A 14,395-nucleotide genomic window follows, 5' to 3' on the forward strand; every position below is an offset into this window, starting at 1 on the left:
GCGCCTAAATCAATAGTATCGCTGTCGTTAAGGGTAACATTTGCGCCACTGGTGACGGCTACTGTGCTGAAGTTATTGGCATTATCTAAGGTGATATTGCCATTGGCATTTAATCGGGTTTCACCCGTAACACTCAAAGCACCACTATCGGTAATCTCACCCACAGCAGTCACACCTAATGTGCCAGTAATACTAGAAGTGCCTAAATCAATGGCATTGCTGTCGTTAAGAGTAACATTTGCGCCACTGGTGACGGCTACTGTGCTGAAGTTATTGGCATCATCTAAGGTGATATTGCCATTGGCATTTAATGTTGTGACACCCGCAACAGTGAGATTCTCCAAGTCGGTGATAGCGCCATTAGCGGTGATGTTAAGAGTACCAGAAATGTTAAAAGGTTGGTCAAAAGGTGCTGATTTTACGGAACTTCCTAGCTGTATTGCAATGTTATCAGGATTATTGATATCGTCTTTGAGTGAGACATTGTTAGCACTGGTAACTAAAACTTCATTAAAGTTATTGCCGTCATTGTTGAGGGTGATGTTATTTGCTGCACCTGCTTCTAACCGGGTTCTACCACCAATATCTAATGTTCCAGCCGTTTGAGTAATCGCACCATTGGCTTCAATTAAAAGGTCAAACCCTCTAGTTGAAATACTTTGATTGAGTTGAACAGCACCCCCAGCATCGAAAACTAAGCTCAATCCATCCTCAGGCGTATTTGCCGTATCGCTATCAAATATCTGCCCGTTGATGATGATATTGTTAGCCGCTATCAAAGTTAGGATCTTAACGCCCTTGGTGTTGAAATCTAAAGCTGTGTCGAGGGTGATATTTCCCTCTTGAGTCCCTGCGGCTCCTGTATCCACAGTGACATTACCCATACTTAAGCCAGCTAAGAGGGTATTAATATTGAGTACGGAATCATTCGCCGCAGCGGTAAAATTAGGCGCGGTGCCACCAATGGTATTAGCCGCCCCACTAATGGTGATATTGTAAGGGTCAATGAGCCAGGTTCCCCCATCCCCTGCCGGTGCGGTGATGTCGGGCGCGAAAGGAACATCCAAGAATCCCGCACTACTGGTTTCGACAAAACCGCCATTGCCCCCACGTTCCCCACCTCTAGCGCTAATATGACCATAAGTGCGAGTCGTCTGATTTGACCAGACAATGATTCGCCCCCCCCTCCCCTTATCTAAAGCATCGGCATTAATCGTCGAGTCTTCACTAATAAAAGTCACATCAGCATTGGGAATCGGTTCTTGACCTTTTTCACCGCCGCCAATTCGTACAGTACCCCCGCCATGGCTTCCTGATGCGTCTATATTGGCGCTAATTAAACCTACCTTATTGCCAATGACATTAATCTCACCCCCAGTTAAGGATGAGGATGAGGGCGCACGTCGGTGCGCCCCTACGCTAGATACATCAATTTCACCGGATACAATAGCCACTCCTGTTTCTTTGGGCAAGGGTATGCCTGTATCTGCTAGTTCGACATCGCCCGATTCGTTAACCTCGACGCCTGTATCAACTTCTTCCCCCTTCCCGGTTAATAATTCAGCTAAATCCCCAGGTTTGACTGGCAATATTGACCCGTCTTTAGCCTTGGATGGTTCAACCTCCAGAGACAATAATCCCCCGGGGCGAGAAATCTTGACTAAATTAGAACCGGGAACCGCTGCTACGGTAATGGTTCCCCCTGGTGCGGTTAGTGTCCCTGTATTAACGACATTTCCAGCGAGTAGAGTTAAATTTTTCCCTTCTGATACCGCTAATTCGCCTGCATTGACAATACTTCCCGCCTCGGATACATCAAAGGCAAATTGGTTGGGTGTCCCGACTAAGTTCTGATAATTACTTGTGCCAATGGCATTAAACCAATTGCCATTGCCAAAACCTATACCTGTGGCGGTGGTGGCGATAAAGTCAGCCGGGACGTTTAATCTAGCATCTGCACCAAAAATCATCCCCGCCGGATTCATTAAATATAAGTTGGGATTGCCCCCGGTGACTTGAATCAACCCGTTAATCACAGAGGCGTCACCACCCACGACGCGACTAAGGATATTGTTTAAATTAGGATTTGCCAGAAAGTTGGCGATTTGGTTGGTATCTAAGCCAAATTGCTGAAAACTGTGGAAGAGGTTTGCCCCATCAGCCGAAAGACTACCACCAGAAATATCGATGCGGTTTCCATCCGGTGTGATAATTGTACCTGTACCGTCTGCGGCTGGGATAATTGGCTGCGCCAGAACTAGGACTTCAGAGGATGTGCCAAGGCTGAAAATCCAAAGCCAAAATCCGGTAACAGCGGCTTTTAAAACATGTACTCTGTTCATGGCTGATTCGTTGACCCAGCGCAGGTTGGGTTTCAAGGGGACTTTTAATAATACTCGCTTCGTTGCCGATCTACATATTGGCTCTAGCACATCTGCTAATCTGCGATCGCGCTCACTCTTTTTACGCTAACAATCTCACCCTACCGGCATGGTACAAAAATAAATTTTACAGGTTTTCTGGACGCTAAACTCTGGGCGTCAACCTTTGGCTTTGGGCGCAAGGATGGTGCCCCTACGAAGTCTCAAATTTTGGTATCACGCCACTCACTAGAGTCTGGCATTAGGCAATCTAGGGAAGCTGGCAACTTTACTCACAATACTCCTTGATGGCATGATAACCGACTTTAGTCAGATTAAACCTGATCGTCAAGCCGAATCGGAAAAGATTAACAATTCTCAAATTAGTCAAGTAACTATGTAACTTTATATTTAGAATGAATAGCAATAGTTGATTGAGATCATCCTAATCGGCACAAAATAAATTAAGTAGTAGAAGCGAGCCGCCCGGAAAAATTAACAACCGGAGTACAATCAATTTGAACTCCGAGCAGTAGGGGTTTGGTAACCAAACCCCTACTGCGGTCACTTGTCCTCAGTTCCCATTTTCAAGCCACCCCCTGACACTATCATAACTATCACCCGGCAACCCATTTGACTGGTCAGAATTCGCTATCATCCAATCATGGCTCTTTATCTGAAGAGAGTTTAATTTGGGCTAGTTATGTTATATTTCTTTACATATATACCCCGACTGTCGCTTACATCAATATGGTTGTGTCTATAAAAAGCCGAAACAAGCTTGATTGGCACTCAAGCGATCTAAAACAGGAGCAATCGGATACCATCATTGCTCAAGGGGTAACGATGGAATATAAGTCAGGCAATCAGCGCTATCAAGTGCTCAAAGGGATTGACTGGCAAATTAAGCGCGGCAATATTCAAATTCTCATGGGACCATCGGGTTCAGGGAAAACGACGTTACTCTCTATTCTGGCAGGACTACTGACGCCTTCACTAGGCAATGTATCCCTACTCGGAGAAGAGATAACAAAAATGTCCAGCGCCAAGCTAGCCCGCTTTCGGCGACAGAAAATTGGCTTTATTTTCCAGCATTTTAACCTGTTTCCGGCGCTAACGGCAGCGGAGAATGTGGAAGTTGTGCTGAATATAAAAGGGATTCGCGGGACGAAAGCACGACATCAAGCGCAGGAGTTGCTCGAACACGTTGGATTAGGCTTGCACGCCAATCAACGCCCTGCTAACTTGTCTGGGGGACAGAAGCAACGAGTCGCGATCGCACGTTCCTTAGCCGGTCATCCTAAGATTATTATGGCAGATGAGCCAACGGCAGCACTAGACTCGACCAGTGGACATCGGGTGATTGAATTATTGCGGCGGTTGGCAAAGGAGGAAGGGTGTACAGTACTTATGGTTACCCATGATCCCCGCATCCTAGATGTCGCTGATCGGGTAACCTATCTCGAAGATGGGATTGTGAAGACATCTGGCATAAGTTGACGCACAATAGTCTTAAGGTGAATGGCAGGCTCCAGTCAGCCCTGAATTAAAGTTTCTAGTCAGCCCTGAACTAAAGTACTCGAAGAGAAGCCGCTTCGCGTCTACGGGCTTAAAGCTTAAACCCGTTAAAACGGGTTCAACGACTGATATCATGTCCTGACGATTACCCATAATTGCAATGCTGTAATAACAAGGGTTTCAGGCGTTTTTATTCGGGGTGTTTGACCGGACATGATATGACCGAGTAAGCTCGATTTTATTTCTTGGCGTTCAAGTTGGCGACATTTCACTTAAGGAGCGTGACATTAAATCACTCCTAGTTCATCGTTGCGCTGTCTTCGCCCTAAACACTCACATCGCTGACTACAAACCTTAAAATAGGTTAGTCCATTTTAATGGACTTAAGCTTTTAGCCAAGAACTTGAGTTCTTGGCTGATACTAACGCTGTACCCTTTAACACACCCTAAGTAAAATTTATGCGGTATCTGATTACAAGTGCGTTGCCCTATATCAATGGGATTAAACACCTGGGCAATTTGGTCGGTTCTATGCTTCCGGCAGATGTCTATAGCCGTTTCCTGCGACAGGAAGGCGAATCCGTTCTATTTTTGTGTGCCACGGATGAACATGGTACACCGGCTGAATTAGCTGCATTAGAAGCCGGATTAGATGTCGCCACCTACTGTCAAAAACAACACGAACGGCAAGCCGAAATCTATCGCGGGTTTGGACTTTCTTTCGACTATTTTGGTCGCACTTCATCCCCAGATAACCACGAGTTGACCCAGCATTTCTATCAGCGCCTCGATGAAAATGGTTTCATGGAGGAACGGGAAATTCGCCAGGTTTACTCTCATGAAGATGGTCGTTTTTTGCCAGACCGATATATTATTGGAACCTGTCCCCATTGCGGATATGATCGCGCCAGAGGAGATCAGTGTGAGAATTGTACCTCGGTGTTAGATCCTACAGATCTAATTGAACCCCGTTCTGCTGTATCAGGCAGTACAAATTTAGAAGTCCGCCAAACTAAGCATTTATTCTTAAAGCTTACCGCCCTTAGCGATCAGGTGCGTTCCTGGGTGGATAATCAGCAAGATTGGACGACTCTGACTAAATCCATTGCCCTCAAATGGTTAAATGAAGGATTACAAGACCGCTGCATTACCCGTGATTTAAGTTGGGGTGTCCCTGTACCCCGTCCGGGATTTGAGGGTAAAGTATTTTATGTCTGGTTTGATGCCCCCATTGGCTATATTTCCGCCACCAAAGGATGGGCAAGTCAGCAATCTGAACCCGATGCCTGGAAACCGTGGTGGTGCGATGCCCAAGATATTTGTTATGTGCAGTTCATGGCAAAAGATAATTTGCCCTTCCACACAATTATGTGGCCCGCGATGATTCTGGGAACGCGGGAACCTTGGACAATGGCGGATGATATTAAGGGATTTAATTGGCTAACCTATTATGGTGGAAAATTTTCCACCAGTTCCAAGCGTGGCATTTTTTCTGACCAAGCCTTAGATAGTTTACCCGCTGATTACTGGCGCTATGCTTTAATTGCGATGGCACCAGAGTCTTCCGATTCGGCTTTTACCTGGGAGTTATTTCAAATTAAGATAAACAAGGATTTGGCAGATACTCTAGGTAATTTTGTTAACCGGACATTAAAGTTTGCCAATAGTCGGTTTAAAGGAGTAATTCCAGAAGGGGGAACGCCAGGAGAGGCGGAACAAAGGTTGCAAGCAAGTTGTGCTAGTTTGACGACTAAACTAAGTAATTGTTTGCAAAACCTGGAGTTTCGCAAAGCCGCAGAAACCCTATGTGCGCTGTGGACAGTGGGGAATCAGTATATTGACGAACGCGCACCTTGGGCGCTGTTTAAGCAAGACAAGGAAGAAGCAGCGTTGGTGATTCGCACCTGTATTAACCTGATTCGGCTGTATGCGATCGCGTCTAATCCTTTGATTCCCTTTACGGCTGAGAAAATCTTTGATGCGTTGCAGTTATCAGACACAGAGAGAACGATAAAGTTAACTCAGGCGGTGGATTTCAATGCATTGGCAGCGGGTCGTTCTTTTGATGTTCCACCTCCTCTATTTCGCAAGTTAGAGGATACGGAAATAGAAGAATTGCGCCAACAATTTGGGGGTGGGTAATTCAGGTTCCAGACGTTGCCTGAAATGTCTAATCATTTTCAGTTGGGGCGGGTTTAGTAGCATCTGGGTAAGGTCAGAATCGATGTTCTAGGATTGAGTTTTCATGATCCTGACAATCTCGCTAAGGGTTTGCGATACCGATCGCGGATTCCAGCCTAAGTCTTGACGTGCTTTGGTTGCATCGACGCGCACGCAACGATCATAGACGTAATGAACCCGTTCCCGACTCAGGGGCGGTTGCCAATTCAACAGGCGTCCGATGGGGTCAAGGAGGTTTCCAGCGAGTCTCACCAAGGGTTTGGGGGCTTCAGCCGGAACCGGAATGCCGGTGTCTTGACTGAGAAGGGTGAACATCTCACGGGTGGAAAGATCACCCGCCGAAATGATATATTTTTCTCCAGGTTGACCCTTTTGTGCCGCCAGAATCATGGCGTTGGCTAAGTCATCGACGTGGACAATCCCGGTAATGCGATCGCCCCCCGCCCATACCTTTAAACCGCCTTTGAGAAATTGCTTGAGTACCGGACCAAAATGGGGATCATCTGCACCAAAGATACCAGATGGGAGGATACTAGCAACGGGTAAACCTTGGGCGGCAAATTGGTCTACAATTTGTTGGGCTTGGTACTTGGTGCTGTCATAAGCGCTAGAAAAGTTGGTTTGCTGGCGTTGGCAGGTTTCATTGACGACTTGACCTTTGGTGTCACCAAAAACGCCAATGGTGCTACAGTAGACGAGTTTCGATACACCAACAGCTTGAGCCACCTCTAAAACAGCGCGGGTTCCATCCACATTCACCCGTTCCATTTTCTTGGCATCAACGAGTCCTAATTCCACATAAGCGGCGGTGTGAAATACCCAGTCTACACCCGTCATAGCTGTTTTCAGGGCGTCGCGATCGCTAATATCGCCGTAAACCAGTTGGACTTGGCAATCCGAGAGACGCTGAAGGTTGCTAGACTTGCGGACGAAACCGACAACGGTATCCCCCCGTTGTTCTAAGGCTTTAACTAAATGAGAACCTGTAAATCCGTTGGCTCCGGTGACTAGGGCTTTCATTACGCCTCCTGGCTTTTAAGTGACATTTAGGCATTCCCCACGACAAGGATTCTATAACTAGACTGGTGTTCTCGATAGTAGCGCTCACTGAGATTTACCGGTATATTAGTCAAAAAGCTCGCCGACTCAGCTATGGTTGCTCCTATCCCAGACAGTACTGAAATCGAGCGTCATAGGGCTGCAATAGTCCGCACTAACTTGTCGAAGCCAGTGCGATTAGCCCTAGAAAGTGCAATTCTAACTAAAGATACTTCCTTTTTTGACTACGGCTGCGGTCGTGGTAGTGACATTAACCGTCTGCGTCGGCAAGGCTATACCTGTGCAGGTTGGGACCCCTACTACCATGGCGGCAATTCTCTAGTCCCCTCTGATATCGTTAACCTGGGCTATGTAATCAATGTAATTGAAAAGCCAGGAGAACGTCGCCAAGCCTTACTGAAAGCCTGGGAACTCACCCAAAAGGTGCTGATTGTCTCTGCCCAAGTTTTAATTGATGACCGTAATTGTGGGCAAATTGCTTATGGTGATGGTATTGTCACCCGCCGCAATACATTTCAGAAATACTACGAACAAGAAGAGCTCAAAGCCTATATTGACCAAGTATTAGGTGTTGATGCCATTCCCGTTGACTTAGGCATCTATTTTATCTTTCGGGATTCCACTCAAGCTGAAAGCTTCCGGGCATCCCGCTTCCGTTCTCGCACAACTATCCCCAGAATCCGCCTCAGTGTGAAGCGGTTCGAGGACTATCAAGACATGCTTACCCCCCTGATGGCATTTATCACCGAACGGGGACGCCTTCCCAGCCCCTTGGAACTCCCCAATACTGAAGAAATTATAGAAGAATTCGGCAACCTACGCCGTGCCTTTAAGGTTATTTTACAAGTGACTGAGCAAAACGAATGGGATGCGATCGCAGACAAACGTCGCCATGATTTCCTTGTCTATCTCGCCCTGGCTAAATTTAATGATCGCCCCAAGTTTGGTCAATTAGATCCCTTAGTCCAAAATGATATTAGAGCCTTCTTTGGTAATTATCAACAAGCCTGTGCTGCGGCTGACTTAATCCTCTTAAGTGTGGGCAATCCCAGCTTAATTGCCAATTGCTGCCAGCGCTCTCGAGTCGGCAAACTCCTCCCCACCGCCCTCTACGTCCATGTTTGTGCCCTCGAAGCCCTCGAAGCCCCACTCCGACTCTACGAAGGGTGCGCCAGCCGTACTGTTGGTCGCTTAGAGGGGGCAACATTAGTCAAGTTTCATATTAATCAACCCAAAATCTCCTACCTGTTCTATCCCAATTTCGACACTGAACCGCATCCAGAACTACACACAAGCATGAACATTGACTTGCAGGATTTACAGGTTACCTATCGCCACTACGACACCTCGAAAAATCCCCCTATCTTGCACCGTAAAGAAACCTTTGTCACCCCAGATTATCCCCTGTACGAAAAATTTGCCAAACTTACTCGTCAGGAAGAAGATTGGGGACTGCTCGATAATACCCAAACTATCGGTACGCGCAAAGGCTGGCAACAATGTCTCCTCGACCATTGTGTCCAACTCCAAGGTCACCGCGTCATCTGGCGCAAAGATGCTGATCCTTACCGCCTTAAACTACGACAAGCAGCACGCCGTCAACGGACTAAACATAAGGTGTGATATCAAGTCCGGTAGCATCGGAGTCGTATAGTGACCAGAGGGTAGAAGGGTAATTCTTCCTTCGCCAATAACTATGGGTATGATAAATTCACTTTGTTATAGCTGTGTTGTTGTCAACAATTTTGCCCAAATTTCCGGAGTTTTCGCGAAAACCCTTGAATAAGGGTATTACACGACATTTTATTGATGCCGATGATTGAGCTGTAAAGCCATGGCATCTGTATGGGTCTGTTTGCCAGGTATCTTAGGGTCAAAACCTTATACCGTTTAAGTCAAGTCCATAAACAAGATGAGTGATTACTGTGGCAATTTCATTAATTTTCTATGCCATTTTATGGCTAATATTACTACTCGTATTTTGTTTAAATTTAAAAAATAATCATTAAATTGAATCCACAAAAAATATTAATTGGCTGCCAATATATTTCTATTCAATAAACTATCCGACCAGATTAGAATTGAAAAGTCTAAAAAGTAATTTTATTCTCCAATAATGTTATGTCTAATCAAGGTGTATTTTTCTTTGTCCAGATAAAAAACAGGTGCGGCTTCATTGAAAAAATACAAGATTTGGCTGATTTATTTGATAAATTTAGTAGCTATACTAGATCTTTGATACTTTCACTCATTTTTAGATTGGAATATAAAAATATACCCATCTTTCAAGAGTGATTAGATACTTTCTTTTCAAGAGATTGAAGCCACTAGAAGTCGGTAAAAGGTGATCATTTATATCTGTGGAAAACCTTATGAAATTAGCCCCAGTCCATATCTCAAACCTTGAGAGTCAAGAATTTTTACAAGAATCGTCTGAGAGGGTAGAACTGATTGAGCAGTTACTGGCAATTGGTACAGCCCTTTCGAGTAGTAATGATTTGGATGAATTACTCAAACTGATTTTATCCAAAAGCCGGGAAATTACGTTTAGCGATGCAGGTAGTCTTTATCTGATTAATCACACTCAGGCGGAACCGAGATTGTTATTCAAGGTGGCACAGAATGATTCGCTACCCCACAAGCCCTTCAACGAGTTTGTAATGCCTCTGAACCGTAAAAGTTTGGCGGGGTACGTAGCGCTAACGGGTGAAAGCTTAAAATTAGCGGATGCGTATCAATTGCCCCCCAACGTACCTTACGCCCTTGACCGCAGTTTTGACACAAACATGCCCTATCGGACTTGCTCGGTACTGGTTTTGCCGATGCAAAAGCCAGACGGGGAAATTATTGGCGTATTACAACTGATTAATCGCAAGAGTCGCCCCGATGTCACGCTCACACCAGAGAACGCTGTAGACGTGACCCAGCCCTATTCAGACTGGGAGGAGCGGATTGTGCGATCGCTGGCATCTCAGGCGGCGATTTCCATTGAACGCCATCATCTCCAAGAAAGTATCGAAAATCTGTTTGAGGGCTTTGTCAGAGCCTCTGTGCAAATTATTGAGACACGAGACCCGACAACCTCCGGTCACTCAGAACGGGTGGCAGAACTCACCGTGCGACTGAGTGAAGAGGTTTGTGCAATCACCCACGGTCCACTGAGTAAAGCCTATTTGAACGATCGCCAAATCCGAGAACTTCGCTATGCTGCCTTATTACATGACTTTGGCAAAGTGGGAGTCCCAGAAGCCATTTTGGGCAAGCGCAAAAAACTCTATCCCTCACAGCTAGAGGTAATTCTCCATCGCTTTGCTCTAGCACAGCGCACTCTGGAAATGGAATGCGCTCAAAAGAAGTTTCAGTATTTACTCGAACATCCTGACCATCGCCATAACAAGAATAGCTCAACCTCGATCTGTCCTCACTGCCACAAACTCGAACAGCTTGATACACAACTGGCTCAAGCTATTGAAACAATAAAGCATTATCGGGAATTTGTGCAAAAACTCAATGAGCCAGAGGTGCTGCTCACTCGTGATTTTCAGGCATTTACAGAGGAGACATTAACTCAACTGACCGCTCTGTCTCAATACACCTATCGAGATGTGGATGGTCAAATCAAACCCCTGATTACCAAGGCAGAAATGGTTCAATTGCTCGTGCCAAAAGGGAATTTAACCCCCGAAGAGCGTTTGAGTATTGAATCTCATGTTATTCACACCTACCACTTTCTCCAACGCATTCCCTGGACAAAGCATCTCAAAGGCGTTCCGATGATTGCCTATGGACATCACGAGAAACTAGATGGCAGCGGCTACCCTAGAGGCTTAAAGCAAGATGAAATTCCACTGCAAACCCAAATGCTCACCGTTGCCGATATTTATGACGCCCTCACCGCCAGCGATCGCCCCTACAAGCGTCGGCTACCTATTGAAACAGCCATGAAAATCCTGCGACAAGAAGCTGCCAAAAACAAAATTAACGGCGACTTAGTGGAGTTATTTGAGCAACGCCAGGTTTTTAGCGTTTTGGGTCATTCCCTCAACGTTGACTCTGTGGCTTGACCTAGGAAAATTCCAGAGCAATGTAAGTAGAGACGTGCCATGGCACGTCTCTACGGCTAACTGGGGTTACTGGAGCAACGCCCTAGAGCTGATCCTTTGTAGTATTGATCCATAGACGATCAAACAATTTGCAATTCTTATCTTTTAGCCGAGTTTTCCCCACTAGATTCCCCAGTATTTCCACATGAGATTTCCTAGTTTTCCACAAATTACCAACAGTTTTCCACAGGGATGAACGGCGGGATCGAGCCTATCCCTTCATGTTGGGGATTTTCCCTACCCAGGATTCGGAGGCGATCCTTGATGATATTTATGTGAACTTATGTAACAAATATCGGGTTCAAAGGCTGATTTTATCGTTAGCATTTAGGCAATTTGAGTGACCTTGCAATATTTCGTATCATTGACAACCCCACCCCATCTCAGTTGAGAATAGTGCGACCTACCCATAAAAAAACTTGAGACATCTCAAAGCGGCAAGAGCAGTGGGTGCTGTGTCTTTCGTCTATTTGCCGTAAGGTTTTAGCTACAGTAGCCGATTTCCACAGAAACGTAGAGAGCGAGCAAGGTGGCTTTTGTCCCAACACGCTATTCGATAGAGAGGTAACTATGAACGCAACCGTAAGCATTTTGGCAGAAATCCCTGAAGACCTACACGAGTCTCTCAAGCGCTACCTAGAAACCCATCCCACTTGGGATCAAGATCGGGTGTTTGCCGCAGCGCTATCGCTGTTTCTGCTTCAAAATGGTAGTGGCAAGACAGCCGAAGCCTCCCAGACCTATCGTGCTTGCGCTCGTGTCTACCTAGAATCCCTATTTCAGTCTCCTGCCTGATTGAAGCAGGGAGCAGTGTAGAGACGTGCCATGGCACGTCTGGGAGCTGGGGAGGACAAGGGAGAATTTCTCTACTCACCAATGAAATAAGATCATAAGCTGTTCCCTATTCCCTATTTCCTTTTCCCTATTCCCTGTTCCCTAAAAAATGAAAAATGACACATGACACATGACGAATGACACTTTAGTGATTCCTCAACTAATTGTAGGTTTGGGTAATCCCGAACCAAAATACGACAAAACCCGTCATAATATTGGTTTTGAGGTCGCCGATGAGTTAGCCCGTCGGGTGCAAATTTCTTGGAGCGAAAATCGTCGATTCCAGGCGTTGTTGGGGGAAGGACGTGGCTTAACAGGTGACAAACTACGTTTACTCAAGCCCCTAACTTACATGAATCGTTCTGGGCAAGCAATTCGTGCCGCGATAGATTGGTATAAAATTCCCCCAGAGTCAGTTTTCATCGTCTATGATGAGCTTGATTTACCCGTCGGGCGGCTACGTCTACGCCTGTCTGGTTCGGCGGGAGGGCACAACGGCATGAAATCCGCGATCGCGCATCTGGGGACACAAAATTTCCCCCGCCTACGCCTTGGGATTGGCAAGTCTGACCCCGACAAGAACACCGTCGGTCACGTTTTAGGCAAATTCTCTCCGGAAGAATCTAAGATCATCTCCGAAGTCATCCAACTCGCCGTTGACGCCATAGAACTCTCGCTTAAGCAGGGAGTCGAAAAGGCAATGAGCCTCTACAACAGCCGCATAATTTAGTTTTGAGTTTTAATTTTTCAGGTTTGTGTAGGGGCTGGTTTTACTACTATCGTTTCCTTTTCACAAGAGATTTGGAACAGTGACAAATGACGAATGATGAATGACGAATTTACATAATTTGATTCAAACAGGACAGATCAGCTCTGCCAAAATGAATACTAAAGGCAACATTCAAGTTTTCCAGAGACTTAATTAACCAGGGTACACCGTCTCTAGTTGAAGACTCATAATGATTGAACAAAATGGAAAATCGCTTTTCCAAATAGGGTTTAACTTTACGACACAGCAACACAATCTTGAGTAGCAACATAGTAGTAACCGTTGCGCCTAAATTCGTAATTAGATCGACAAAAACAAAATGTTTAGGGCGAACAGAACTCTCAACAACGAGAAAATTTAATAACTGGCTACAGGTTCTCAAAATCAGAAATTCGCTGGGCTTCTGATTATCGCTGTCAGGTAAGGTATTTTTCAGATGCTCATGCAACCGACTATTAAACTGCCGTTTTCCGTAGGCTGGATCAATGGAAGCCGTCAGATACTCATACAAATCGTCCTTAAAGTCTTTGTAGCAAGGCGCCTGACTGCTATGGGTTAGGAAACTTTGAGCCACATCCCGGCAAGTATGAGAGCCTTGGACTTTGCCAACAAACTGTTTAAGAGCCGTTCCCAACTCATGATCCGTTAAAAGGGTGGGATTTTTGACAGGCTGGATAATTTTGGTTGAAGCTTCTTTCTGGTTCCTACGTTTCAGTTGGGCGCATCGCACCTGATAAGTAACGTACTGTGATAAATCTAGCTCGAAGCGCCGCTGGAGCCGGGATTGAATTTGCCGCACGGTTTGCCGATGTTCGTAACTACTATCTTCACTCAGCAAACAGTGTTCGTACAAATAGGGGTATCGCTGAATGAGAGTTCCGACTTCTTTAGAAGTGGTGGATGTTTCACCAACCACCTGAGATAAGCGATGCAGGGTGAGATATTGCTCAGTCTCTTTGAAAATCTGTAGCAGGTGTCGTATACGCCTAGAACCGCGCGAGTAAACCCCGGTTGCTGGTGGAATATCATCAAGTAATGCCACCAACTCAGGAATAGCACCTTGCAGTTGCGGTTGTATTTGCCAACGGTTAATCAGGATGTGGCAACAACGATTCAGGATAAACTTGAACTCTTGCTCAGCCTGCTTATCCATTGCCAGCTTTTCCAATACCATCCAGATTTCGGGCTCTGGATATCGAGAGCCGTCCATGAATAGCTGTTTGAAGCGTTCGAGCGTCTGCGTCGGAGATTCTATCTGTACACAATACAGAAAATGATCGTACAGTTGTTGCTCTTGTGAGCTAGTTTGTCTGATGTCGGAATTTGTCCAAGTACTATTAGTCACTTCAGTCCGCCTCCCTACGCGCAAACGCCGTGGGCTGATCGATTTGAATGGAATGTGGCAGATCTAAGCTCAAATTTGACTTGCCCTGTACCGCAACAACCAAAAACCCTGATGTCCTTTATCAATTACCCCGCCTAAATGAGCTTGGTCAAGGATTGCTTAAATCTAATGAATTATATTATCTCTATATATAAGCATAATAAACTAAGTATGGATCATTCTGTAA

The 14,395-nt window shown here is 45.7% G+C and carries 9 protein-coding genes; 6 read left to right on the top strand and 3 right to left on the bottom strand.

Translation table 11 applies throughout. The features are described 5' to 3' along the window. A partial coding sequence (locus tag RIM23_RS04865) for a two-partner secretion domain-containing protein (RefSeq protein WP_446364944.1) occupies positions 1–2,342 on the bottom strand: 2,342 nt, incomplete at its 3' end. A gap of 768 nt (positions 2,343–3,110) precedes the next feature. Between RIM23_RS04865 and RIM23_RS04870 the strand changes: the two genes are divergently transcribed. Next, a complete protein-coding gene (locus tag RIM23_RS04870) occupies positions 3,111–3,860 on the top strand; it encodes an ABC transporter ATP-binding protein (RefSeq protein ID WP_446364946.1) in 750 nt (249 codons plus the stop codon). Between the two features lie 477 nt (positions 3,861–4,337). Then, a complete protein-coding gene (gene metG, locus RIM23_RS04875; RefSeq protein WP_446364948.1) occupies positions 4,338–6,020 on the top strand; it encodes a methionine--tRNA ligase in 1,683 nt (560 codons plus the stop codon). Positions 6,021–6,107: 87 nt separating this feature from the next. Here the strand turns inward: metG and RIM23_RS04880 are convergent, their stop codons facing one another. Continuing rightward, the gene (locus RIM23_RS04880; protein ID WP_446364950.1) at positions 6,108–7,079 is read right to left on the bottom strand and encodes an NAD-dependent epimerase/dehydratase family protein; all 972 of its coding nucleotides are present in this window, start codon (positions 7,077–7,079) and stop codon (positions 6,108–6,110) included. 132 nt (positions 7,080–7,211) lie between these two features. On the opposite strand from RIM23_RS04880, the gene RIM23_RS04885 reads away from it, so the two are divergent. The 4 genes from RIM23_RS04885 to pth all read left to right on the top strand — a co-directional run bounded on the left by RIM23_RS04885 (position 7,212) and on the right by pth (position 12,785). Then, positions 7,212–8,741, top strand: coding sequence for a DNA phosphorothioation-associated putative methyltransferase (locus RIM23_RS04885; RefSeq protein WP_446364952.1), 1,530 nt, complete (start codon positions 7,212–7,214; stop codon positions 8,739–8,741). A gap of 749 nt (positions 8,742–9,490) precedes the next feature. Further along, positions 9,491–11,182, top strand: coding sequence for an HD domain-containing phosphohydrolase (locus RIM23_RS04890; protein ID WP_446364954.1), 1,692 nt, complete (start codon positions 9,491–9,493; stop codon positions 11,180–11,182). 609 nt (positions 11,183–11,791) lie between these two features. Continuing rightward, positions 11,792–12,016, top strand: coding sequence for a DUF2811 domain-containing protein (locus RIM23_RS04895; protein WP_446335727.1), 225 nt, complete (start codon positions 11,792–11,794; stop codon positions 12,014–12,016). A 169-nt stretch (positions 12,017–12,185) separates the two neighbouring features. After that, positions 12,186–12,785, top strand: a complete 600-nt coding sequence (gene pth, locus RIM23_RS04900) for an aminoacyl-tRNA hydrolase (protein WP_446364956.1) — start codon at positions 12,186–12,188, stop codon at positions 12,783–12,785. A 109-nt stretch (positions 12,786–12,894) separates the two neighbouring features. On the opposite strand, the gene RIM23_RS04905 is transcribed toward pth, so the two are convergent. Continuing rightward, a complete protein-coding gene (locus RIM23_RS04905; RefSeq protein ID WP_446364958.1) occupies positions 12,895–14,169 on the bottom strand; it encodes a hypothetical protein in 1,275 nt (424 codons plus the stop codon). Between the last annotated feature and the right edge of the window lie 226 nt (positions 14,170–14,395).

The sequence above is a fragment of the Coleofasciculus sp. G3-WIS-01 genome (assembly GCF_040223135.1).
GTDB lineage: Bacteria > Cyanobacteriota > Cyanobacteriia > Cyanobacteriales > Coleofasciculaceae > Coleofasciculus.

What these genes read in the sequence shown, in the direction of transcription:
- RIM23_RS04870 (WP_446364946.1), top strand. Translation starts at nt 3,111, where the DNA reads ATGGTTGTGTCTATAAAAAGCCGAAACAAGCTTGATTGGCACTCAAGC.
- metG (WP_446364948.1), top strand. Translation starts at nt 4,338, where the DNA reads ATGCGGTATCTGATTACAAGTGCGTTGCCCTATATCAATGGGATTAAA.
- RIM23_RS04880 (WP_446364950.1), bottom strand. Translation starts at nt 7,079, where the DNA reads ATGAAAGCCCTAGTCACCGGAGCCAACGGATTTACAGGTTCTCATTTA.
- RIM23_RS04885 (WP_446364952.1), top strand. Translation starts at nt 7,212, where the DNA reads ATGGTTGCTCCTATCCCAGACAGTACTGAAATCGAGCGTCATAGGGCT.
- RIM23_RS04890 (WP_446364954.1), top strand. Translation starts at nt 9,491, where the DNA reads ATGAAATTAGCCCCAGTCCATATCTCAAACCTTGAGAGTCAAGAATTT.
- RIM23_RS04895 (WP_446335727.1), top strand. Translation starts at nt 11,792, where the DNA reads ATGAACGCAACCGTAAGCATTTTGGCAGAAATCCCTGAAGACCTACAC.
- pth (WP_446364956.1), top strand. Translation starts at nt 12,186, where the DNA reads ATGACGAATGACACTTTAGTGATTCCTCAACTAATTGTAGGTTTGGGT.